Source organism: Campylobacter concisus, assembly GCF_902460705.1.
In the GTDB taxonomy this organism is placed as follows: domain Bacteria; phylum Campylobacterota; class Campylobacteria; order Campylobacterales; family Campylobacteraceae; genus Campylobacter_A; species Campylobacter_A concisus_Z.
Map to the genome: position 1 here is coordinate 25,127 of NZ_CABPUP010000004.1, position 21,550 is coordinate 46,676.

Annotated in this window: 25 protein-coding genes and 1 pseudogene; 9 read left to right on the plus strand and 17 right to left on the minus strand. The window is 36.7% G+C overall.

What is annotated here, in order from left to right; genetic code table 11:
* Positions 1–37 precede the first annotated feature (37 nt).
* The 6 genes from F3G75_RS06385 to glmM all read right to left on the minus strand — a co-directional run bounded on the left by F3G75_RS06385 (position 38) and on the right by glmM (position 4,730).
* Complete coding sequence (locus F3G75_RS06385) at positions 38–1,477, minus strand: acetyl-CoA carboxylase subunit A (protein ID WP_054195976.1); 1,440 nt, start codon at positions 1,475–1,477, stop codon at positions 38–40.
* A gap of 116 nt (positions 1,478–1,593) precedes the next feature.
* A complete protein-coding gene (locus tag F3G75_RS06390) occupies positions 1,594–2,139 on the minus strand; it encodes an HI_0983 family protein (RefSeq protein ID WP_149716978.1) in 546 nt (181 codons plus the stop codon).
* 9 nt (positions 2,140–2,148) lie between these two features.
* Positions 2,149–2,583, minus strand: a complete 435-nt coding sequence (locus F3G75_RS06395; RefSeq protein ID WP_149716979.1) for a HemJ family protein — start codon at positions 2,581–2,583, stop codon at positions 2,149–2,151.
* Between the two features lie 9 nt (positions 2,584–2,592).
* The gene (locus tag F3G75_RS06400) at positions 2,593–2,955 is read right to left on the minus strand and encodes an NINE protein (RefSeq protein WP_149716980.1); all 363 of its coding nucleotides are present in this window, start codon (positions 2,953–2,955) and stop codon (positions 2,593–2,595) included.
* A complete protein-coding gene (gene lspA / locus F3G75_RS06405) occupies positions 2,945–3,397 on the minus strand; it encodes a signal peptidase II (RefSeq protein ID WP_149716981.1) in 453 nt (150 codons plus the stop codon). The genes F3G75_RS06400 and lspA overlap by 11 nt, the downstream gene beginning before the upstream one ends.
* Positions 3,390–4,730 (minus strand): phosphoglucosamine mutase, encoded by a 1,341-nt coding sequence (glmM, locus tag F3G75_RS06410; RefSeq protein WP_087578184.1) that lies wholly within the window; start codon positions 4,728–4,730, stop codon positions 3,390–3,392. Before glmM ends, lspA begins: the two co-directional genes overlap by 8 nt.
* Before the next feature lie 158 nt (positions 4,731–4,888).
* Between glmM and rpsT the strand changes: the two genes are divergently transcribed.
* The 4 genes and pseudogenes from rpsT to F3G75_RS09465 form a co-directional block, all read left to right on the plus strand.
* Positions 4,889–5,158, plus strand: coding sequence for a 30S ribosomal protein S20 (gene rpsT, locus F3G75_RS06415; protein WP_149716982.1), 270 nt, complete (start codon positions 4,889–4,891; stop codon positions 5,156–5,158).
* Positions 5,159–5,173: 15 nt separating this feature from the next.
* The gene (gene prfA / locus F3G75_RS06420) at positions 5,174–6,241 is read left to right on the plus strand and encodes a peptide chain release factor 1 (protein ID WP_149716983.1); all 1,068 of its coding nucleotides are present in this window, start codon (positions 5,174–5,176) and stop codon (positions 6,239–6,241) included.
* Positions 6,242–6,510: 269 nt separating this feature from the next.
* A complete protein-coding gene (locus F3G75_RS06425) occupies positions 6,511–6,930 on the plus strand; it encodes a TOBE domain-containing protein (RefSeq protein ID WP_149716984.1) in 420 nt (139 codons plus the stop codon).
* Between the two features lie 160 nt (positions 6,931–7,090).
* A pseudogene (locus tag F3G75_RS09465) lies at positions 7,091–7,325 on the plus strand (FAD-binding protein); the annotation flags it as partial.
* Positions 7,326–7,352: 27 nt separating this feature from the next.
* On the opposite strand, the gene F3G75_RS06435 reads toward F3G75_RS09465, so the two are convergent.
* Together F3G75_RS06435 and F3G75_RS06440 are read right to left on the minus strand one after the other, a co-directional pair.
* Positions 7,353–7,580, minus strand: coding sequence for a replication/maintenance protein RepL (locus tag F3G75_RS06435; RefSeq protein WP_072594035.1), 228 nt, complete (start codon positions 7,578–7,580; stop codon positions 7,353–7,355).
* A 1-nt stretch (position 7,581) separates the two neighbouring features.
* On the minus strand, positions 7,582–7,947 hold the full coding sequence (locus F3G75_RS06440; RefSeq protein ID WP_149716985.1) for a diacylglycerol kinase: 366 nt from the start codon (positions 7,945–7,947) through the stop codon (positions 7,582–7,584).
* Positions 7,948–8,001: 54 nt separating this feature from the next.
* Between F3G75_RS06440 and F3G75_RS06445 the strand changes: the two genes are divergently transcribed.
* On the plus strand, positions 8,002–8,760 hold the full coding sequence (locus tag F3G75_RS06445; protein ID WP_107858409.1) for an exodeoxyribonuclease III: 759 nt from the start codon (positions 8,002–8,004) through the stop codon (positions 8,758–8,760).
* A gap of 3 nt (positions 8,761–8,763) precedes the next feature.
* On the opposite strand, the gene F3G75_RS06450 is transcribed toward F3G75_RS06445, so the two are convergent.
* Both F3G75_RS06450 and F3G75_RS06455 read right to left on the minus strand, forming a co-directional pair.
* Positions 8,764–11,184 (minus strand): bifunctional diguanylate cyclase/phosphodiesterase, encoded by a 2,421-nt coding sequence (locus F3G75_RS06450; RefSeq protein WP_149716986.1) that lies wholly within the window; start codon positions 11,182–11,184, stop codon positions 8,764–8,766.
* A complete protein-coding gene (locus F3G75_RS06455; protein WP_149716987.1) occupies positions 11,174–12,046 on the minus strand; it encodes a cytochrome-c peroxidase in 873 nt (290 codons plus the stop codon). The genes F3G75_RS06450 and F3G75_RS06455 overlap by 11 nt, the downstream gene beginning before the upstream one ends.
* A gap of 142 nt (positions 12,047–12,188) precedes the next feature.
* Between F3G75_RS06455 and F3G75_RS06460 the strand changes: the two genes are divergently transcribed.
* Both F3G75_RS06460 and F3G75_RS06465 read left to right on the plus strand, forming a co-directional pair.
* Positions 12,189–12,620: a type II secretion system protein gene (locus F3G75_RS06460; RefSeq protein ID WP_103582057.1), complete on the plus strand. Its 432-nt coding sequence runs from the start codon at positions 12,189–12,191 to the stop codon at positions 12,618–12,620.
* Positions 12,621–12,871: 251 nt separating this feature from the next.
* Positions 12,872–14,203, plus strand: a complete 1,332-nt coding sequence (locus tag F3G75_RS06465; protein WP_149716988.1) for an MATE family efflux transporter — start codon at positions 12,872–12,874, stop codon at positions 14,201–14,203.
* On the opposite strand, the gene F3G75_RS06470 is transcribed toward F3G75_RS06465, so the two are convergent.
* The 4 genes from F3G75_RS06470 to F3G75_RS06485 are packed head-to-tail and all read right to left on the minus strand — an operon-like array spanning position 14,184 to position 18,209.
* Complete coding sequence (locus tag F3G75_RS06470) at positions 14,184–14,990, minus strand: metal ABC transporter permease (RefSeq protein ID WP_149716989.1); 807 nt, start codon at positions 14,988–14,990, stop codon at positions 14,184–14,186. The two genes, F3G75_RS06465 and F3G75_RS06470, sit on opposite strands and share 20 nt — an antisense overlap.
* Before the next feature lies 1 nt (position 14,991).
* Positions 14,992–15,777 (minus strand): metal ABC transporter ATP-binding protein, encoded by a 786-nt coding sequence (locus F3G75_RS06475; protein WP_085657950.1) that lies wholly within the window; start codon positions 15,775–15,777, stop codon positions 14,992–14,994.
* Entirely contained in the window at positions 15,774–17,279 is a 1,506-nt protein-coding gene (locus tag F3G75_RS06480) for a nickel/cobalt transporter (RefSeq protein ID WP_149716990.1), read from the minus strand. The genes F3G75_RS06475 and F3G75_RS06480 overlap by 4 nt, the downstream gene beginning before the upstream one ends.
* Before the next feature lie 3 nt (positions 17,280–17,282).
* Positions 17,283–18,209 (minus strand): metal ABC transporter solute-binding protein, Zn/Mn family, encoded by a 927-nt coding sequence (locus F3G75_RS06485; RefSeq protein ID WP_149716991.1) that lies wholly within the window; start codon positions 18,207–18,209, stop codon positions 17,283–17,285.
* Between the two features lie 147 nt (positions 18,210–18,356).
* On the opposite strand from F3G75_RS06485, the gene F3G75_RS06490 reads away from it, so the two are divergent.
* On the plus strand, positions 18,357–18,716 hold the full coding sequence (locus F3G75_RS06490) for a Fur family transcriptional regulator (protein ID WP_087585142.1): 360 nt from the start codon (positions 18,357–18,359) through the stop codon (positions 18,714–18,716).
* On the opposite strand, the gene F3G75_RS06495 is transcribed toward F3G75_RS06490, so the two are convergent.
* Entirely contained in the window at positions 18,707–19,099 is a 393-nt protein-coding gene (locus F3G75_RS06495) for an acyl-CoA thioesterase (RefSeq protein WP_149716992.1), read from the minus strand. The two genes, F3G75_RS06490 and F3G75_RS06495, sit on opposite strands and share 10 nt — an antisense overlap.
* 46 nt (positions 19,100–19,145) lie before the next feature.
* On the opposite strand from F3G75_RS06495, the gene F3G75_RS06500 reads away from it, so the two are divergent.
* Positions 19,146–19,871, plus strand: a complete 726-nt coding sequence (locus tag F3G75_RS06500) for a class I SAM-dependent methyltransferase (protein ID WP_149716993.1) — start codon at positions 19,146–19,148, stop codon at positions 19,869–19,871.
* On the opposite strand, the gene F3G75_RS06505 is transcribed toward F3G75_RS06500, so the two are convergent.
* Both F3G75_RS06505 and F3G75_RS06510 read right to left on the minus strand, forming a co-directional pair.
* Complete coding sequence (locus F3G75_RS06505; RefSeq protein ID WP_149716994.1) at positions 19,868–20,746, minus strand: DMT family transporter; 879 nt, start codon at positions 20,744–20,746, stop codon at positions 19,868–19,870. The two genes, F3G75_RS06500 and F3G75_RS06505, sit on opposite strands and share 4 nt — an antisense overlap.
* Positions 20,743–21,492: a DUF4197 domain-containing protein gene (locus F3G75_RS06510; protein ID WP_149716995.1), complete on the minus strand. Its 750-nt coding sequence runs from the start codon at positions 21,490–21,492 to the stop codon at positions 20,743–20,745. The genes F3G75_RS06505 and F3G75_RS06510 overlap by 4 nt, the downstream gene beginning before the upstream one ends.
* Between the last annotated feature and the right edge of the window lie 58 nt (positions 21,493–21,550).

The window sequence follows — 21,550 nt, forward strand, 5'->3', positions numbered from 1 at the left end:
TGGCGAAATTTGTCGCCAAAGCCGAAATTAGATAAATTTATCTCTTCTTTTTATATCTTTTTATCGCCTCTACGATGACTTCTTCTAGGTCGTCGTTTGGCTCTTTGTTCATATCATCATAGGTGTTTTCAAGGATAGTTTTTAAGTTTTTCTCAACGTAGCTAGTATCAAAGAATCCGCGCCTAAACTCCTTGCTTTTGCTGATCGTTAGCAAAAATGGGATGATCGTTCGCACGCCCTCGATGGTAAATTCTTCAAGTGCTCTTTCAAGCTTATTTACCGCCAGGTCATAATCAGTCGCCTTTACGATCAGCTTTGCGATCAAAGAGTCATAAAATGGCGGTATGGTGTAGTCTTTATAGACGTGGCTATCGACGCGCACAGATGGGCCAAGAGCTGGGTAGTAGCCCTCGATAGTGCCTGGTGCTGGGATGAAATTCTCCCAGACATTTTCAGCCGTGATCCTTGCTTCTATCGCGTAGCCGCGCGGCTTGATGTCGCTTTGCTCGATCTCTAAAATTTCACCAGCTGCGATCCTTATCTGCCTAACGACTAGGTCATGTCCTGTGATCTCTTCAGTGATGCCGTGCTCCACTTGGATACGGGTGTTCATCTCCATGAAGTAAAAGTTGTTGTAGTCATCTAGCAAAAACTCGATCGTTCCTACGTTTGAGTAGCCCACAGCCTTTGCAGCGGCCACTGCGGTTACGCCCATTATCTTTCTTAAATTTTCACTAATTGATGGGCAAGGTGCGATCTCGATGATCTTTTGGTGGCGCCTTTGGATAGAGCAGTCACGTTCGCAAAGGTGGATGATGTTACCGTAGTTATCGCCTAAAATTTGAAACTCGATGTGGCGAGGATTTACGACAAGCTTCTCCATAAAAACTTCATCGTTGTTAAAGTATGTCTTTGCCTCTCTGGTGCACGACTCAAAGGCATCTTGCATATCTTCTTCTTGCCAAACTTCTCTGATACCACGGCCACCACCACCACCACTTGCTTTTAAGATGACTGGGTAGCCGATGCGTCTAGCGTGCTCTTTTATGGCATCCATACTCTCGTCATTTAGCTTTTCTGTGCCTGGAACGATTGGTATGCCGTTTCTCTTCATTAGGTATCTTGCGATATTTTTATCACCCATTTTTCTGATCACTTCAGCCTTTGGACCGATAAATATAAGCCCAGCATCCTCAACCGCCTTTGCAAATTCGTAGTTTTCGCTTAAAAAGCCATATCCTGGGTGTATCGCGTCAGCTCCGCACTCTTTAGCAAGCTTTACGATAGCTTTGGCGTCAAGATAGCCTTTGATCGGATCTTCGCCCACTTGATAGGCCTCATCAGCGATCCTTACATGCAAGCACTCGCTGTCTGGCGCTGTGTAAATTCCTACGCTTTGGATGTGTAAATCCCTACAAGCTCTGACTATCCTAACTGCGATCTCACCACGATTTGCGATAAGAATTTTATGTATCATAGGCTATCCTTTTTGAGTTTTTCCTATCATATAACTATTCGTTTTATTTTTAGATAAATTTATTAAGTCTGGTTTTAAAATTTGAGTGTAAAGGCTAAATTTACACTCAAATTTGTCTATCTATTGATGATTTGTGGAAAAGGTGTGGCTAGGGCTTTTTTGCTAAAATCTTGCGACTCGATCGTGAAATTTGTAGCAAATCTTTGAATACCTTCTTTTTTATAAGCACGCCTCTGGATGGTAAAAAGGACTAAATTTCCGCTTTGCTTGGTGTAGCGATATATCGAGTGCTCTGCTGTTGGCACACCATTTAGGTTTGAAAATATCGTGATATCAAGATAAATTTCATTTGCCAGCGAGCCCTTTTTATAAGCCACTTTTAGCCCTTTTGCTTTTAGCTCTTTTAGATCATTTATCTTTTGCTCAACCGCTTGCTCTGGCGTAGCGTCAAATTTAAGCGTATTTAGCGAGAGCATGTAGCTAAAACTCTCTAGCTTTTCGCCAGGGAGCAAATACTCCTGCGTGAACAAATTTGGCACAGGCTTGGCTGAGCCTGCTAGCGAGTAGAGTCTGTTGTCAAATTTTATCTGCATCGGCTCAAAATACTGAGTCGCTGCAAGTAAGAGTGCCGGCAAAGCGATAAATGCTAAAAATTTCTTCATCAAATTCCTTTAAAATGGATTTACTATCATGACCCAGATGATGATGAGCATCGCGATAGTTGGCACTTCGTTGTAAGCTCTAAAGAAGATGCCACTTTTGTTACAGCGTTTTTCTTTGAGCTGGTTCATGTAGCGTCCAAGGTCTAGGTGATAGATAGCCATTAAGATGACAACTAAAATTTTGACATGGATGTGACCAGTTTTTATAAGATCAGGCATCGCGATAAGTATCAATATGCCAGTGACAAATGAGCCAATGAGCGCGACCCAACCAATGTAGTGATACATCTTGTACTCCATCACTTCGACCACTTTTACAAATTCTGGCTTGTCCATGTTTTCTATGTGATAAACGTAGAGCCTTGGCTGATAAAACAGCACTGCCATCCACGAGATGAAAAACAAATAGTGAAGGTATTTTAAGTAAAGATAATATTCTGCCATAACGTCTCCTTATCTAAAAAGTATCTCTTTTCTAGCTTCAAATTCAGCCTTGCTGATCGCACCACTCTCAAAAAGTTCGTAAAGCCTTTTTAAGTCCTCTTCTTTATCTTTTAGTTTTAGTCTCTCTTTTAGCTTGACTTTTTGTAAATTTTTCTCGACATAAGCACCAACTAAAAATGCATCAATGATCCACCAAATGCCCCAAATAGCCAAGAATAAATAACCAACGAGGATGATTTGTAAAGAGTAACCGATAAAAAATAACCCCATCATCAAAAAGCCAGTGATAAATTTACCAAGGTAAATTCTATGCGCTCCAAGCCAGCCAGTAAGTAGCCAAAGTACGTATGCGACGTAGATATTATTTCCCACTCTCTCTCCTTTTTCTAAAACTTTGCCAAAGTATCATCACGACGCAAAGATCGATCATCACATCAGCGAAGTTAAAGACCGCAAAGTTAAACCACTTGTGCCAAAAGACGTAATCCACGACGCCGCCATGGATAAATCTATCTGTGATGTTTGAGCTGCCAGCTCCTAGCAAAGCTCCAAGCCAAATGGCATGTGAGCAAAGCAGTTTTTTCTCAACGACTAGATAGACAAAAACGCCTAAGATAAGGGCGATCTGGATAAATTTCAGCCACTCATCTAAAAAGGCAAACATCGAAAATGCAACGCCCTTATTATATGTAAGAACTAGCGAGAAAAACTCACCCTCCCGCGAAAAACCATCTATAAATATCATCTTTATCGCTTGATCAACGATAAAAATGAGAAAAAACGCGATGAAAAATTTAACTAAATTTTTACGCATTTAGGGCTTTTACGAAAAATTTCTCAACTTCATCCATGCGTTTTTCAACTAAAGTTTGATTTTTGCCCTCAAGTAAAAGTCTGATCAAATTTTCAGTGCCAGAGTATCTAAAGAGCGATCTTATTCCCTCTTTTGCAAGGCTAGCCTCAAGCTCTTTTAGTCCCTCTATCTTATCAAGCGGCTTTTTCTCTGTGATCTTTAAATTTAGCAAAATTTGCGGATACGGCTTTAGCTCTCCAAAAATTTCGCTAGCTTTTTTACCTTTTTTAAGCATCATCGCAACAACTTGCATCGAAGTAACAAGGCCGTCACCAGTCTTGGCGTAGTCGTTAAATATCACGTGACCACTTTGCTCGCCACCAAAATTTATGCCATTTTCTTTCATCATCTCAAGCACGTATTTATCGCCTACGTTTGAGCGAAGTAACTTGATCTTATGAGCTTTTAGATAGTCATCAAGTGCAGCGTTACTCATCACTGTAGCTACGATGGCTCCACCTTTTAGAGCCTTTTGCTCGTGTAAAAATGCAGCTAGTGAGCCAAGTATCGCGTCGCCATGCACAACTTCGCCGTTTTCGTCAACTACTACAAGCCTATCAGCATCGCCGTCAAATGCAAAGCCGATGTCGGCACGAAGCCTTTTTACCTCGCTTGCTAGATCTTCTGGATGAAGCGCGCCACAGTTTTGGTTAATGTTGCTACCATTTGGTTCGTCGTTTATGACGATGACATCAGCTCCAAGCTCGCTAAATACGGTTGGTGCGACCTTGTAAGCAGCTCCATTTGCCACGTCTAAAACTACTCGTAAATTCTTTAAATTTAACTCTTTTGGGAATGAATTTTTGATCTGCACGATATATCTGCCGATAACATCATCGATCCTCTTGTTTGCTCCGATCTCCGTCATTGTCTTTTGGGCATTCGCGATGAGCTCGTCGTCATAGAAAATTTTCTCTATCTCAGCTTCTATTTTTTCATCAAGCTTGTTACCAAAGCTATCAAAAAATTTGATGCCGTTATCGTAGTATGGGTTGTGTGATGCGCTTATCATGATACCAGCGTCACAGCGCATATTTTCTGTTAAAAATGCGATCGCAGGTGTTGGCATAGGACCTATTTGAAGGACGTTGTAGCCAACCGCAGTTAGCCCTGCAACTATGGCGGTTTCTATCATATAACCGCTTTTTCTAGTATCTTTTCCAACCAAAATCACATTTGTCGCCGAAGTCTTTCTAAAATAAATTCCAGCTGCCATTGCAAGACGCATAGATGTTTGAGCTGAGAGCTTTTCGCCTGCCTTGCCACGAACACCATCTGTTCCAAATAGTTTCATAAATTTATCCTTTTTATTATAAAATTGGATTATTTTATCAGAAATTAGCAAATTTGAAAGCTAAAATTTTACTTCTTTTAAGGATGACTTAAATTAAGGTTAAATTTATTATAGTTTTCATATAATCACCGACTAAAATTATCAAATAAAGGTATATTATGGCAAACCATAAATCTGCTGAAAAAAGAGCTAGACAAACTATAAAAAGAACCGAGAGAAACAGATTTTACCGCACTAGACTTAAAAATATCACAAAAGCAGTGCGTGTAGCTGTAGAAGCTAAAGATCTAAATGCTGCAAATGAAGCTTTAAAAGTTGCTAACAAAAGCATCCACGGCTTTGTAAGCAGAGGCTTTTTGAAGAAACAAACTGCTGCTCGCCGCGTTAGTCGCCTTGCTCAATTAGTAAACACTCTAAAAGCTGCTTAATTTATATAAATTTTAATGTTTGCTGATAAACTTCATCCATTTTTGGATCGCTATAATGAAATTTCTACGCTTCTTAGCGATCCAAATATAGCAAACGATATTGAAAAGATGACAAAGCTTTCAAAAGAGCAGTCATCTATTGAGCCAGTTGCAACTGCCGCAACAAAATATCTACAAATTTTAAATGACATCGACGAGAATAAAGCCCTACTTGAGGACTCTGAGCTTGGTGAACTTGCAAAAGAAGAGCTAAAAAGTTTAGAAATTTCCAGAGAGAAACTTGAAGAAGAGATCAAAATTTTACTTCTTCCAAAAGATCCAAACGATGATAAAAATATATTTTTAGAGATTCGCGCAGGCACTGGCGGCGATGAAGCAGCACTATTTGCTGGTGACTTATTTAACGCATACATTAGATACGCAGAGCTTCGCGGATATAAATTTGAGATCGTTAGCCAAAGTGAAGGTAATACTGGTGGTTTTAAAGAGATCATTGTGCTCATAAAAGGTAAAGGCGCTTACTCAAGACTAAAATTTGAAGGTGGCACACATAGAGTTCAGCGTGTACCAGAGACTGAGAGCCAAGGCAGGGTGCATACTTCGGCTGTGACTGTGGCTATAATGCCAGAGGTCGAAGATAGTGAAATCGAGATCAATCCAAATGATATTAGAGTCGATGTTATGAGAAGTTCAGGCCACGGTGGCCAGTCGGTAAATACAACCGATAGTGCCGTTAGGATCACACACATACCAACAGGTCTCGTCGTGACAAACCAAGATGGCAAGAGTCAGCACAAAAACAAAGAAGCTGCGATGAAGGTGCTAAAGGCTAGACTTTATGAGATGCAAGAGCAAGAGAGGCTTGCAAAAGAGACTAGCGAGCGCAAGAGTCAGGTTGGCACTGGAGACCGCTCTGGTAGGATAAGAACATATAACTTCCCACAAAACCGCATAAGTGACCACCGTATAAATTTAACACTTTACCGTCTTGATGCGATCATGGCAGCAGGACTTTTTGACGAGATAATCGAACCACTTATTGCGCATTATCAAGCTGAAGCTATGCTTGAAGCTGGCATCTAAACTGCTCTTCAAAATTTCTATTTCTATCTTTTAAACTTATAAAATATCTGTGGTCATAAGTAATACTAAATATTATTTTTATAGATTTTTATGTTAATAATAGAAATTAAAATTTTTTATATAATTATCTTAAATACCTATTTTAGGTATTTTGAGTATTTTAAATTTATATTTTTGATATTAATAAATTCCACTAACTGGTTTTAAGCTTTAATTAAAAATGTTCCTTTACAATTACAAAATCTTTTAAATTAAAATAAGGAGAAAATATGTCAATAAGTGCAAGAAATCAATTAAATGTTGAAATTTCTGAAGTAAGAACAGGTGTGGTAAATTCGCTGATCGCTGGTAAACTCGCAGGTGGCGAAGTTTTAAAAGCTACTGTTACAGTTGATAGTGAGAAAGCTCTTGATCTAAAAGTTGGTAAAAAAGCTATATTTTTATTCAAAGCTTCAAGCGTTATCGTTTCAAAAGATGACAGCATCAAACTTAGCGCTACAAACCAAATCAAAGGCACTGTATGCGAGATAAAAGACGGAGCTGTAAATGCTGAAGTTATTATCGATGTAAATGGCAGCAAAATTTCTGCTACCATCACAAGAGAGTCAGTTAGTAGTCTAGCTTTAAAAGCAGGAGATAAAGTAACTGCAATTATCAAAGCAACTCAAATCATAGTTGGTGTTAAATAATTTACGGAGCAATTTTGCTCCGTTCTCCTAACTAAATTCCATTCTTAAGCTAAGATCTAAAATACTATAAAATTTATCAACGAAATTATAAATTTAAATAAGTCGTAGTGAATATTTTTTAGAAAATTTATAGCTAAAATTTATATTATTTTTTACTTTTATAGCCTATCCGCCATTTTAAGCAGAGCATGGCACGCCAAAAGTTCACCACACAATAGGCGGCCAAATATCAACACAAAAGCCCAAGTCATAAGCTCTCAAACGGCTATGCCTATACCAAATTTATATGCATCTGGCGAGAATGTAGGTGGCGTTCATGAGCCATTCGTCTAGGCCCAGTAGCGATAACTGACCGCTTGACATTTAGCATGATTGCTACTGAGAGTATCAGTTAAAAAGATGTGGCAGGCGTTTGCTCGCCACTATAAATTTTTAAATCTATAAACTCCATTTTTCACTCGCTCGAAAATTTTCTTCTCTTCAAGTAGCTTAAAGGTATTTATAACGGTTGGTTTGCTCACGTCTAGCTTTTCACAAATTTCTGAAATTTTTACTACAATAAAGCCATTTTCATCACAGCTTTTAACTAGCAAATTTATAATTTCTACCTTTTTCTCGCCAATGATTGCCTTGTAAATTTCTTCATTCATACTAGCTCCAAATTTTATATCCTATTGCCACGCACCAAAGCGCGCCACATAAGAAATTTGCAATCATCACAGCCGCACTTCCTGCATCTTTTGCCGCCTTTGCTAAGGCGTGATAGTCTGGGCTTGCAAGATCAGTTACTCGCTCTAAGCCTGAGTTTAGGCACTCGCAAATTAGCACAAATGCCATGCTAAAGATCAAAAATAGATTAAAAACAAGGCTAAAATTCCAAAAAAATAGCGAGATCGTAGTTACCAAAAATATATAAATTTCTATTCGAAAGCTCTTTTCATTTTTAAAAATTTCAGCCAAACCCTCTCTTGCGTAGCCAAAATTTTTAAAAAATTTATACTCTGGCCGGTTTCTCATAATTTTCCTTTTTTGCGATTTTTGGCATAATTATAATTAAAAAAAGGATGAAATTTGAAACTTATTAGCTGGAATGTAAATGGCCTTAGAGCACTTGTAACAAAAGATGGTTTTGCATGGCTTACGGAGCAAAAGCCTGATTTCTTAGCGCTTCAAGAGATCAAGGTCAAAGAGGATGACGTGCCAAAGGAAATTTATAACCTTGGCTTTAAAGATATCAGTGTAAACTCAGGCGAGAGGGCCGGATACTCTGGCGTGATGAGCCTAGCAAATTTTGACATTTCTACACAAAAGGCAGCCTTCTTTGACGACACGGAGGGGCGTGTTTTGGAGCATAGATTTAATGATATCGTGCTTTTTAATATCTATTTTCCAAACGGCCAAAAGGATGACGAGCGCCTAGCCTATAAAATGGATTTTTATGAGAAATTTCTAGCTTACTGCAAAGAGCTTATAAAAAGTGGCAAAGAGGTGATATTTTGTGGCGATGTAAATACCGCTCACCGTGAGATCGACCTTAAAAATCCAAAAGCAAATGCCAAAACTTCCGGCTTTTTGCCTATTGAGCGAGCGTGGATAGATGAGGTGCTAAAAAGTGGCTTTATAGATACTTTTAGAGCCATAAATGGCGATATTACGGACGCTTACTCGTGGTGGAGTTACCGCTTTAACGCAAGGGCAAAAAATGTCGGCTGGAGGATTGATTATTTCTTCATCTCACAAGGATTAAAAGATAGGCTAAAAGACGCATTTATTTTGCCAGAGATCACAGGCAGTGATCACTGCCCAGTTGGGATAGATATAGAAATTTAGCTACTATTCCATTCTACGAGGCTTGCCCAGTAAGAAACCTTGTGCGTAAGGTATTCCAAAATTTTTGATTTGGTTTAAAATTTCTTCTGAGCTTGCGAACTCGGCTACTATTTTGTAGCCTTGTTTTTTTGCAAAGCTTACGATGGTTTCTACTAGAACTCTAGCATTTTCATCAAATGGAAGCTTTTTGATTATTGAGCCATCTATCTTTATGGTGTCTATATCAAGCTCCAAAATTCGGTAATAGTTTGAGTATCCTGAGCCAAAGTCATCAATCGAAATTTTACATCCATAGCCTTTGACGCGTTTTATGAAAGAATTTACCGCAACATAGTCGCTAAGCTCTTCACTCTCTAGCATTTCAAAGCAAATTTTATTAGGATCTTTGCACTCGTTTAGCTTGCTCTCTATAAGCTCTCTCATACTAGCATCAGCGATATCGGTAATTGATAAATTTATCGAGAACATATAATCTGGATATCTTTTAGCTAGATCAAACGCAAGACTTATCACCTTTTTGGTTATTTGCGGATATAGTTGCGTTTTCATGGCAATATCTAAAAATTCGCCCGGATAGTGTATCTTTCCATTTTGGTCGATTATACGAACCAAAACTTCATAATACTTTGCTTCAGTCTCATTTTCTTCTAAGTTAAAGATGCCTTGTGCTTCTACGATGACTCTATCGTTTTCTAACGCATCTTCGATTAGCTGAACTGCTAGCTGGTTTTTGTGATATTTCATCTCAATGGCGTCATTTTCTAGATAGTAGTAAATATTGCTACCATTTTCTATTGCAAGCTGATTTGCAAGGACTGATTGCATTAGGCGGTTAGTTTGTGGGGTATCGTTTGGCAATGAAACACCAAATACCATCTTTATGCCTGGTAAATTTTCAAATTTTTCATCAATAGCGACATTTATTCTATTTGAACCAAAATATTCTCTTATGTATTCAATATCTCTTACGATATTGTCGCCTTCATACCATATATAAAATGCGTCATCTTGAAATCTAAATAGCTTTGCTTTTATCTCAGAAGTATCTATACAAAGCTTTAGTGTATCAGCTACTGCTTTTAGCATTGCATTGATAATCTTAGTTTGATAAAAGAATCTTAAAATTTTAAAATTCTTAATGCTTAAGCAAATGAGCACTCCATCTTTTTGTGCGTCTAAAATTTCAGTTAAAGCAAAGTAGTTGCCAAAGCCTGTTAGCTTATCGATTGAAGATTGTATTTTTATTTGTTCATTTTTTTGAGTTAGCTCGTTTAGTATCAGCGTCTCTTTAGTCCTATCAAGCTTTACGGCTATGTAGCCCTCAAATTTGTTTTTAAAGAAAAATGGCGAAAATTTTACCTTTTCATATAAAAAATCACCGCTTTTTGTTCTACTTATAAGCTCATCACTCTCCCAAGGTAGAGATTTTTGCACAGCCTCTTTTATGGATTCATAAAAGCTTTGCGGGTGCATATATGATTTTAGTATTCTAGGGTTTTTACCTATTACTTCTTTTAGCTTGTAGCCAGTTTTTTCTTCAAAGGTTTTATTTACATATGAAATTCTATTGTATTTATCACAATAGACAATAGAGCTATGATCATTTTCAATTGTAGAACTTAGGAGTTTTATCTGTCTTAAGCGTCCTGAGGCTATTTTAATTTGATATAGGCCAAATGTACAAAATATTATAAATGTAAGCAAGCAAATTGTCTGAGCTATTTTTGTATTATCCACTGCGTCAGAGTGAATTTCTAGAACTTTGTTTCTAAAATTTTCTATTAGAATATCAAGATGTAGTTCTTTTGCACTATTTGAGATTGTATGTAAAGTTTTTGTAGCTTGAGCTGCATAAAGTATCTTGTCTAATACATTTTGAGCTTTTTGGTTATCTTTATACTCGTTTTTATACATTTTTATTTGCTTTGAAATTTCATCTATTACTTCAGGACTAAGCATCAAAGCACCTTTTATCGCATAAAATATAGGCTCAAGCTTATTTGGAAGTGCGAGATTTTGTATCTCATATTGACTTATTTGGATATAAGAATCTATAGATGAGTTTACATAAGCTGATCTTTGTGTAAAAAATACTTTTTTAATAAATACATCTCTTATGTTTTGTAGATCTTTTGTTATTTCATTTTGATGAAACAATATCATTTCATCGCTAAGCATTGAAAGGTTGCTCAAATTTGTATCAAAAGAATTTATGTCAGCATTGAGTTTGTCGTAGTTTGAGACATCATAAATATTATTTAAAGAAAAAGTTATTTCATTGTCTATAAATTTTAGATTTAAAATCCCGTCATCAAATTTATGAGCCGTATCAATGGCTATATTTGCTTTATATATAAAAAATGCACTAATGAAAAATATAGCTACTAAGAAGCTAAGTACGGTTCTTGTTCGTTTAGTACTCATTTAGTATCCTAGGCTTTTTACCATTTAATGTCAGAAAAAATGAGTACAAAGCATCAATTTCATCTTTGCTAAGAACGTATCCTAGCTGGTAGTTACCAATAAAACTTATAGCCTCTTTTAGATCATTTATCTCTCCATGAGATAAATATGGGGCAGTTTTTGTAATATTTCTTAGTGATGGCACTCTTCTTAATCTTTTGCTTGTATCTAAGGCAGAAATTTTTTCTCGGCCAATATCTTGTGTCAAATTTCCTCCCAAATTTCTACCATTATGACAAGCGGCACAGCCTATATTATTAAATATCTCAAATCCTTTCTTTGCGCTATCATCTATGGCATTGCTATCACCTGATATAAAACGATCAAATGGTGAATCAACACTCAAGACAGCCTTTTCAAACTCAGCTATTGCATCTGCAATATTATCAAAATTAATGCCGTCATTATAAATTTTTTTAAATAAAATTTTGTACTCAGAGATATTATTTACAGAATCCACTATCTTGTCATTATCTGAGTTTAGTTCTATTCTAGAGGTTATGGACTCTTTTACTTGATCTTTTAAATTGCTAATCTTTGCATCGCTATAAAATAGATAGTTTGCTGCAGCATTTAATATGGTTGGAGGATTTAAAGTGCCTTTTTCCATGCTATCTTGGTTGCTTCCGCTTAAATTCCAATACAAGTTGTGACAAGTTTGGCAAGAGTAGTTTTCATTTGGGCTTAGCCTTTTGTCAAAAAAGAGTTTTTTGCCAAGCAGAGCCTTTTCTTCATTATATTTTACTACTGTGAGAGGTTTGTAGGATTCATATTTACAAAATGAAATCGTGATGATAAATAGACAAAGTATAACGCCCTTCATAACGCCCCTAATTTTTAATTTTCTTTTTTATATCGGCAAATTTTTGATTTTTTATATAGTACATTATTTTATTGTTTTTTTGAAATTTATGATACAATTCGCTCGATTTAGAAAATATTTATATTTCAGGGAGGAGAAAGTCATGAAAAAGGGCTTTACGATGATTGAGTTGATCTTCGTGATCGTTATATTGGGCATATTAGCTGCGGTTGCTATACCAAAATTAGCTGCAACAAGGGATGATGCAGAGATAGCAAAAACTGCTACAAATATACAAACACTTATTGCTGATTTGGGTTCTTACTACACTTCACAAGGCAAATTTAATAATGATGTTAAAAAAATGTCAAATGTTAAAAATCCAGTCGATATAAAAAATGGTAAATGTCTAGAAGTGGGTGCTGGAAATGATACTAATGGTGAGATAAAGATGACGATTGGTGTAGATGGTCTTTGCAAACAAGTTTGGGAATTACCAGGTTTAGTAGATGTTAAAGCCTTGATCGAAAGTACTACCGACAACAAGACAGCCAATTCGCTTAAATTTGGTGGTATGGGCATAAAATATAAATAAAATTTTTAGCAAGGTATTTTCCTTGCTTTTTATGATTTTTGGCTTACTAAATTTTTAATATAACAAAGACTGATAGAAATACGAATTTTTTACACAAATAATTTATATACATAAAATTAAAAGCTTTTAAGATTTAATGCATTATCAAAAAGTATCAATCCTAACTTATGCTAATAGGTAATGGCCTTTTATTAAATTTAATTGATTTTCTTCTTTGCAAATTTTAAAGATAAAAAACGTAAAATCAAACCATGGATTTACTAAAAGACCCGTTAAATAAGCTCATCATTTCGCTCTCGCTTCCAGCTGGCATCGCAATGATGTTTAATACTCTTTATAACGTCACTGGCACATTTTTTGCAGCAAAAATTTCTACCCTTGCCGTAGCTGGTATGGCTATGAGCTTTTTGCTTTATCTAAGTATCGTAGGCATTGGGCTTGGTTTTGGCTCAGCACTAACTGCGCTAATAGGCAATAGTCTTGGAGCAGGAAAGATAAAAATGGCTAAATTTTATGCGGCAAATGGAGTTATTTTTGTGCTGGTATTTGCTATTCTTATGGGGTTTTGTGGCTATTTTTTAGCACCGAATTTACTCACTTTTTTAGGGGCTGATCATCACTATTTAAAAGAGGCGCTTGATTACGCGGGTGTTATCTTTCTTGCTGCACCATTTTTCTTGATTATCAAATCTCTAAACGGCGTACTCGTGGCACTTGGAGATACAAAAAGTTACCGTAATTGGCTATTTTATGGTCTTTTTATCAACGCATTTTTTTGCTATTTTTTTGCATTTATTTTGGATCTTGGTGTAAAAGGACTTGCTCTATCAACAGCTAGTGTTCAGCTTTTGGGCATGATCTACCTTTTTGCAAAAGTTAAAAAAGCTAAGATGATCGAGCCAAGAAATTTAAGCTATTTTGTGCCAAATTTTAGCATTTGGGCAAAGATTGCAAAGCAAGCTCTACCAGCTTGCTTAAACTATCTATCGGTGTCACTTGGCTCACTTGTACTTTTAAAATTTATAAGCTACTATGGCGTAAATGCCGTAGCGGGGTACGGTATAGCTTTAAGGATAGAGCAAATTTTGGTATTGCCGACCATTGGTATGGCTGCAGCGGTTTTAAGTATCGTTTCAAGAAACTATGGCGCTAAAAATTTTAAAAGAGCTAAGCAATGCTATAAAATTTCGCTTCTTTTTTTACTTATTTATTGTGCATTTGCTTGTGTTTTTATTAGATTTTTTGGTGAAGATATGATAAGAATTTTTGATGATACGCCGGCAGTTTTGGAGATAGCAGGGCTTTATCTTGGTATAAATTCTCTTGCTTACGTAGCTTATGGCACGATAAATGTCTCAGGCAGCACTCTTCAGGCCATAAAACGTCCAGTGGCTATCTTTTTGCTAAATGGATTTAGGCAATTTGTGCTTCAAGGATCACTTTTTTACGCGGTAGTCTTCTATTTTGGTCTTGAGATAAAATTTATATGGCTGGCTCTATTTTTTAGCGTCTATCTTACAGCCATTTGCTTCGTCTTTTGGACGCTTTATCAGCTAAGAAGGGCTACTGACGTAAGCTTTTAAATTTAAAACAAAAAGCAAAAAAGCAAAGTGAAGCAACTAAGATTATGCTAGCTCCGCCTGTTAGGTTAAAATAAAAGCTAATAAATAGACCGCTAAAGCAAAAAACGACTGAAAAGATGGTAGAGATTAGCATCATCAGTCCAAGTCTTTTAGCAAAAATTTGTGCTAAATATGGCGGTATAGTAAGAAGAGCGATGACTAAAATCAGCCCCACAACACGAATCGTAGCCACCACACAAAGTGCCATCATGCACACTAATAAATAGTGAAAAAATGTTGTATTTACGCCGCGTAACTTTGCAAACTCTGCATCAAAACTAATAGCTACAAATTGACGGTAAAAAAGGGCAATGAGTGCTAAAAATAAAATATCTAAAATACTCATGAATGTTATATCTTGCCCGCTCACTGCTAAGATGGAGCCAAAAAGATAGCTCATAAGATCGGCATTGTATCCCGGAGTTAAATCGATAAAAATGATACCAATAGCCATGCCAAATGCCCAAATAGCACCGATAACTGAGTCGATGTTGGTTTTATCTTTTAGCGTGATAGTGGCGATTACGAGGGCTAAAAAGAGTGAGAATATGCTAGCTCCAAGAAGTGGTTCGAGCGAGAAGAAAAAGGCAAGTCCTATGCCGCCATATGCTCCGTGTGCGATGCCGCCAGCGATAAAAGTCATTTTATTTATAACAACGAGTGAGCCTATGAGCCCACAAATGATACTAACTAAAGTGCCAGCAATAAAGGCATTTTGCATAAAATTTAACTCTAAAATTTCACTCATTTTATCTCTTTAGCTTAAAAACATTACTTTTGATTTTGCACTCACATTCGCCAAGTGCGATCTCGACATCGCAAAAATGGCTATGAGATTTTGCCAAATGCTCTATAAATTCTCTTTTTGCGGTATCTTCATGAGTTTTATGGATATGTAAATTTTTACTCACATAGGCGATTTTTGTAGCATAATTTAGCACGATATTTAGATCGTGACTTACCAAGACTACACCAACACCGCTTGCATTTATATTTTTTAAAATTTCATAAATTTCAGCCTGGCCCTTTGTGTCGATACTAGCTGTTGGCTCGTCTAAAACGAGAACCTTCGCATTTGCACAAAGCGCTCTTGCGATATACACGCGCTGTCTTTGGCCACCGCTTAGCTCACCAATTCTAGCGCTTGCAAATTCTTTCATGCCAACTTTCTCAAGGGCACCAAGAGCCATTTGTTTCTCATCTCGTGAGTAAAAACCAAAAATTTTTTTATCAATTAGCCCCATTAAAACTACTTCTAAAACCATCATTGGAAAGCTTTGATTTGAGAGAAAATTTTGAGGCACATAACCTATAAATTTACTGACTTCGCTTGGCTCTTTTCCAAAGAGTTTTATCTCGCCACTTTGAGGCTTAAGTAGTCCTAAGATAAGCTTTAAAAGTGTGCTTTTGCCACCACCATTTGGACCGATGATAGCTAAAAACTCATCGCTACTATAATCTAAATTGATACCTTCTAAAACCACTTGCTTATCGTAGCTAAAATTTAAATTTCTAATTTTTATAATTTCTTTCAAAACAGACTCTTTTGCGTAAATGTCGTAGTAAAAATAAAAAGTCCAAGCCAAAGCATAACGCTAAGAGCCATAAATTCGGCATAGATTTTAAACTTTTTTAACTTAATGTTTGTGCTCTCATTTATCTTGGCTCCAAAAACAGCCGCTAAAAATATTACTGCGCTCATGCCAAGCGCCATAAATAGGCCGCTTATAATGCCTGCAAAGTAGCTGCCTAGCTCATTTGCTAGCACAAAGACAAGTATCGTGCCAGGGCAAGGAATAAGTGCCGCAGCAGCCGCAACCAGCCATTCTTCTTTGTTTTTTGGTTTTTTTGTAGTACAGATATTACAGTCACAGTCGCTAGTAAATTTTGTATTTTTACTCAAATTTTGGCTTAAACTTGAGCTAAAAATATAAAATTTATTTAACTCTTTTTTGCTTAAAAGATAAATTTTGACCTTTTTATAAAGCATAAAAATCGCTACAAAAAAGATAATAACGCCAGAAAATGCTGTCGTAACGCTTGCCGTATCTTTTGTCAGATCGCTACTAATCTCACGCAACATCATAAAACTAGCAAGTACAAAAATAAACGCACCCACAACATGTAAAAATCCGATCTTTAAAGAGAAGAAAAAGGCTTTGGCGTAGCTTCCACCAGTTGCGGCAAAATAGGAGCTTGTAAGCACCTTGCCATGTCCCGCAGATGCAGCATGCAAAAAGCCATAACCAAATGATATGAGCGCTAAAAATAGCAGAGTTAGCGGACTTTTTTGATCAAAATTTCTTAGAATTTGCTTTAATCTATCAAGCATATTTAGACTTGTTTTTGAAACAAGATCAAACTTAGCCTCATCGATTTTATCGATCTGGCTTAAATTTTCATCTTCAAAATTTACCGAGTTTGGCTCTTTTAGAAGCTCTTTTAATGCAGGCTTTTCATTATGAGCTTTGGCTGCAGCCTTACTTGAAAATGTAAAAAATATTAAATTTGCATTTGGATTTGGTATCGTCCAAAACTGATCTGATACCAAAAATGCGTTGTTTTGCGTAAATTTAAAATTAAAATATCCCTCTTTATCGTCCATTTCAACAGACACCACAAAGCCATCTTTGATAGGTAAATTTGTCTTAAAACTAACATCAAATTTTAATCTACCCTCATCAAAATAGAGTTTATACTTTTTTAAATTTAGCTCAAGCTTTTTAGCATTTTCATCTTTGTAAAAGTACTCAATATTCGTTAAATAGTGCCTTGGCACAAGATAATCAAGTAAATTTAAGCGGATCTTTTTGATCTCGCTTTCATCTATCTTTTCATCCTGATTTAGGTCAAAATTTTGCCTCATAAGCTCTGAGAAATTTTGTGAAAATGTCCATGAAAAAGCAATTGTAGTGATATTGTTTTCGTTTGAGTCAAATTTTACGCTCACGTGAGCGGTTGGACTATAAAGCGAGCAAAGAGCACACCCGAAGGCATTTATAGCAAATAAGCAAATAACAATCAGGCGTGCTAACATTTTTTATAGACTCTTAGCAAAAATTTCTGCTGTTTTTTTCATCTCATCTAGCCAATTTTCTGGGAGCTGATCAATACTTATGACCTTTGAGCCAGTCTCTTTTGCTACTAAATTTGCAGCTTTTGTTGGAAACTGCGGAGCCACGAAAATAACCTTTACGCCGTGCTCTTTAGCCTCTTCGATGAGCTCTTTTAGCTCAGCTGGCTTTGGCTCTTTGCCCTCTATCTCGATAGCGATTTGCTCTAAATTATAACGTTTTGCAAAATATCCCCAAGATGGGTGATATACGATAAATTCGCGAGTTTTAACATCTTTTAGAGTATTTTTGATAAAGCTATCAAGCTCGTCAAGACTAGCTTTAAATTTAGCTAAATTTTCCTCATAGAGCTTTACATTTTGCGGGAATTTCTCTATTAATGCCTTAGCAATATTATCAGCTTGAGTTTTTACTAAAACCGGATCAAGCCAAATGTGCGGATCAAGGCCATCATGATGATGGTGATGATGTTCGCCAGCTTCGTGGTCATGGTCATGATGCTCGTGATGCTCATGTTTATGCTCGCCCTCGTGCTTGTGCTCGTGATGTTCATGATGTTCATGTTCATCGTTCATAGCTATCTTTTCGATACCTTCTTGTGTTTTTACAATGTGTAAATTTTTAAAAGATTTTGAAAAACGCTCTAGCCAAGTATCTTCAAACTCAATGCCAATAGCAAAGTAAAGCTCGCTCTTTTCAAGCTCCTGCATCTGTTTTGGCTTTGGCTCATAAGTGTGCGGATCAGCACCTTTGCCAACCATTGTATTTACGCTTAGTGTATCACCAGCGATTTGCTCAACAAAAAATTTTGTAGGCAATATACTAGTCGTAACAACTGGCTTTGCAAAAAGCGATAAAGCGCAAACTGCTAAAAAAACAAAAATCTTTCTCACCATCTCTCCTTTATTTGAAAAAATATTGCGGAAGTTTAGCAGATTGCAACTTGGTTGCAACTTAAAGAACGAAAGCCTAAATATAGCGCTTTTTAAATGAAATTTAAAACTTTTAGCGTTAATATACAAAAAATAAAAAGGGCAAGGATGAATGCAAGAAATTTCTTAGAAGAGCATAGTATCAAAGCAACTACTTTTCGCATAAAGCTCGTTGAAATTTTGCAAAATACCAAAACCCCATTAAGCTATGATGAAATTTTAGAAAGCCTTAATGCAAATAAAACCACTTTTTATAGAAGCATAGAAATTTTTGAAAAAAAGGGCCTTGTCATAAAAACCGAAAATAATCATAAAAGCTACTACGAACTAGCAAATGAGGCAAAAGCGTACTTTATTTGCGATGTCTGTCATAAAGTTACAAACATCGATATGCCACATCTAAACGTCGCTAAAAATATAAAAAGTGCCGTGATAAAAGGCGTTTGTGATGAGTGTGATCACGAGTAAAGAGCGATGATCTCAGCTGGAATGGCTTTTGGGCGATTTGTTTTTAGATCAACGTAAACAAACTCGGTCTTGCCAGTTGCTATTAACTCGTCATCTTTTTTAAACTCAAAATATCTACACGAAGTCGCTTTGCCCTCAGCTTGTGTGTAAGTATGAATTTCTACCTTATCCATTAATTTTGCTCTTTTTATATATTTGGCTTCATTTTTTCTAATGAGCCAGATCTCGCCTCTTTTATACTGCGCCTCAACCGTGTCGCCAACCGCGGCAGAGTGCGCGAATGCAGCCTCTTGCATAAGAGTGAAATAATAGACATTATTCATGTGTCCGTGCATATCAATGGCTTGTGGAGGGATTATTACCTTGTAGATAAAATCTTTCATTTCTAGCCTTTTTTGCTAGAATTATAACCAAAAATAAGGAGCTAAAATGCAAAATTTATGGGATAAAAAGGCGTCAAATTATCAAAGATTTGATGGCAAAGTAAGTGCTATTCAGCAACAAATTTTTGCTAAAGCCTTAGCTTGGGGAGTTGATTTTAGTGGCAAAGAAATTCTTGATATAGGCTGTGGTACCGGTGTTTGGACGATATTTTTGTCAAAAACTGCAAAAAATATAGCTGGTATTGATAGCTCAAAAAATATGATAGAAATTTTAAATGAAGATGCTAAAAGATTTGGCGTGACAAATTTAACCAGCGAGGTTTGCTCTTGGAGAGAATTTAAGCTTACAAAGCACTTTGATATCGCTATTTGCACGATGAGTCCAGCGATTGCTAGCGATGAAGATTTTGCTAAATTTCATAGCATCGCAAAGCAAAAACTCTATCTTGGCTGGGATAAGCCTAGAAGCTCTGATTTGATTGAGCCATTTTTTAAAAAATTTGGACGCACTCTCTCTCAAAAAAATGTTGTAAATAGGCTCGAAGCGTGGCTAAATGAGCAAGGGATCGCTTATAAGAGTGAAATTTTAAATGAAACAAGAATTGCTAGACGAAGTGTGCAAGAAGCTGCTGAGAATATCTGCTGGCACCTTGAGATAAATGGAGCTAAAAACTACGATGAAAAGGTGGTTTTAGCGATGTTAAAAGAGAGATTTGACGGTGAGTTTATAGACGAGAAAATTGACTCTCAAATGAAGCTTTTTGTCTTTTAGAGCTTAAATTTAGAGCAAATTTGCTTACCAAATTCGCTAAAAATAACTCCAAAGATTATTAAGATCGCGCCAAAAATTTGTATGAGAGTTAGCTTTTCACCAGCGAAAAAATAGCCGATAAAGCCAGCAGAAACTGGCTCAAGACAGAAAAATAAAGCTGCTTTGCTAGCCGTTGTATATCTTTGAGCGATGGTTTGAACAAAGTAGCAAAATATGGTGCCAATAAATGCAGTGATAAAAATTGCTATAAAAAATTCTCTATCGTAATTTGGCACCACACTACCTTCAATAAACGCAAAGACAAATGAGAGTAAAGAGACGGTGAGAAATACTACAAATACAAGCAAATAAAGCTCGCACTTTCTTACAAAGTGGCCATTTAAGCTTGTGTAAAGTGCGTAAAATATGGCACAAAGTAGGGCAAGTGCCTCGCCAGCTCCTAAAGCAAGAGTGGCTCCACTTAAAAGCCAAAGTCCAAAAATGGCAATAAGTGCACCAAAAATAGCAAAAATGGTTATTTTATTTTTAAAAATGAGTGCTGTCATAAAAGGCACGATCACACACTCAAGCCCTGTAATAAAGGCAACACTTGAGCTAAAAGTAAGCTTTAGGGCGTAAGTTTGAGCAACAAATGAGCTAAAGAGAACTATGCCAAGGATAAGCCCGTAAATGACGCTCTTTTTGTCAAATTTCTTAGCAAATTTAAGCGCGACAAAGCTCATAAAGATAGCGGAAATAAAAAATCTACAAAAGAGCATGATAAAGACTCCATTTGTCTTTAGCGCGTTTGCCATGGGCAAAAACGTAGCGCCCCAAACGATGGCAACTACTATAAGAGCGATATCGGCTTTATTTTGAGTGCTTAAATTTTTCATTTAAAGATCGAGTCAAGTACCTTTTTGCCACTATCTAGGCTAAAGCCGCTTCTTAGCCCCTTTTCCTTTTCACTCATCACGTTAAATAGCCCATCTAGCGTCTTTCTTGTGATATATGCGTTTAGGTCCTCGCCGTCATCTGGCACATACTCGCTTGCACCTAAATTTTTAGCTAGGCTCTTTACTGATTTTATCGTTTCATTATTTTTTGCTGAGCCGACGATGAAAGAATTTAGCCCATTATAGGCAGTCGCAAAGCTATTATCACTCATCATTTTTTCAATTATCGGCGCAAATGCTACCTTTAGCTTTTGGCTAGAGCTTTGCTGCAAATATTTCGTAACGCTGTCACTCCCGCCATTAAAGAGCTTTTTGACATCTGCTTCGCTCATATTTTTTATGCTCTCGCTAAAAATTTCAGCAGCCTTTGGTACAGCCGTGGTCGCAGCGTTGTTTATCGACTTGCTAAGATCCTGCGCCCACTTCTCGCCGCCTACTTTTTTGGCTAAATTTGACGCCATTTCAAGGCTTTTTGGAAGTGGGATTTTAGCTGTGGCATTGTTTATAAAGCCCTCTTTTGAAAGCTCGCTAACAGCGGCATTTAGCGCCTCGCTAACCAGGCTTTTATAGTCGCCACTTGATGCGTGAGTGGCGATTTTGACACCTTTATTTATCATATCATCCATGCTTGCGGCTTGTAAATTTAAAGCAAGCGCGCCACAAAGAATAACAAGAGATCTTTTCATCTTCTCTCCTTTTTTAAATTTAAAGCAAAATCATACAAAAAATATCTAAACGCTTAAA

Excerpts from the sequence above, each read along its gene's own strand:
- F3G75_RS06385 (WP_054195976.1), bottom strand. The coding sequence starts at position 1,477 with ATGATACATAAAATTCTTATCGCAAATCGTGGTGAGATCGCAGTTAGG.
- F3G75_RS06390 (WP_149716978.1), bottom strand. The coding sequence starts at position 2,139 with ATGAAGAAATTTTTAGCATTTATCGCTTTGCCGGCACTCTTACTTGCA.
- F3G75_RS06395 (WP_149716979.1), bottom strand. The coding sequence starts at position 2,583 with ATGGCAGAATATTATCTTTACTTAAAATACCTTCACTATTTGTTTTTC.
- lspA (WP_149716981.1), bottom strand. The coding sequence starts at position 3,397 with ATGCGTAAAAATTTAGTTAAATTTTTCATCGCGTTTTTTCTCATTTTT.
- glmM (WP_087578184.1), bottom strand. The coding sequence starts at position 4,730 with ATGAAACTATTTGGAACAGATGGTGTTCGTGGCAAGGCAGGCGAAAAG.
- rpsT (WP_149716982.1), top strand. The coding sequence starts at position 4,889 with ATGGCAAACCATAAATCTGCTGAAAAAAGAGCTAGACAAACTATAAAA.
- prfA (WP_149716983.1), top strand. The coding sequence starts at position 5,174 with ATGTTTGCTGATAAACTTCATCCATTTTTGGATCGCTATAATGAAATT.
- F3G75_RS06425 (WP_149716984.1), top strand. The coding sequence starts at position 6,511 with ATGTCAATAAGTGCAAGAAATCAATTAAATGTTGAAATTTCTGAAGTA.
- F3G75_RS06435 (WP_072594035.1), bottom strand. The coding sequence starts at position 7,580 with ATGAATGAAGAAATTTACAAGGCAATCATTGGCGAGAAAAAGGTAGAA.
- F3G75_RS06440 (WP_149716985.1), bottom strand. The coding sequence starts at position 7,947 with ATGAGAAACCGGCCAGAGTATAAATTTTTTAAAAATTTTGGCTACGCA.
- F3G75_RS06450 (WP_149716986.1), bottom strand. The coding sequence starts at position 11,184 with ATGAGTACTAAACGAACAAGAACCGTACTTAGCTTCTTAGTAGCTATA.
- F3G75_RS06455 (WP_149716987.1), bottom strand. The coding sequence starts at position 12,046 with ATGAAGGGCGTTATACTTTGTCTATTTATCATCACGATTTCATTTTGT.
- F3G75_RS06460 (WP_103582057.1), top strand. The coding sequence starts at position 12,189 with ATGAAAAAGGGCTTTACGATGATTGAGTTGATCTTCGTGATCGTTATA.
- F3G75_RS06465 (WP_149716988.1), top strand. The coding sequence starts at position 12,872 with ATGGATTTACTAAAAGACCCGTTAAATAAGCTCATCATTTCGCTCTCG.
- F3G75_RS06470 (WP_149716989.1), bottom strand. The coding sequence starts at position 14,990 with ATGAGTGAAATTTTAGAGTTAAATTTTATGCAAAATGCCTTTATTGCT.
- F3G75_RS06480 (WP_149716990.1), bottom strand. The coding sequence starts at position 17,279 with ATGTTAGCACGCCTGATTGTTATTTGCTTATTTGCTATAAATGCCTTC.
- F3G75_RS06490 (WP_087585142.1), top strand. The coding sequence starts at position 18,357 with ATGAATGCAAGAAATTTCTTAGAAGAGCATAGTATCAAAGCAACTACT.
- F3G75_RS06495 (WP_149716992.1), bottom strand. The coding sequence starts at position 19,099 with ATGAAAGATTTTATCTACAAGGTAATAATCCCTCCACAAGCCATTGAT.
- F3G75_RS06500 (WP_149716993.1), top strand. The coding sequence starts at position 19,146 with ATGCAAAATTTATGGGATAAAAAGGCGTCAAATTATCAAAGATTTGAT.
- F3G75_RS06505 (WP_149716994.1), bottom strand. The coding sequence starts at position 20,746 with ATGAAAAATTTAAGCACTCAAAATAAAGCCGATATCGCTCTTATAGTA.
- F3G75_RS06510 (WP_149716995.1), bottom strand. The coding sequence starts at position 21,492 with ATGAAAAGATCTCTTGTTATTCTTTGTGGCGCGCTTGCTTTAAATTTA.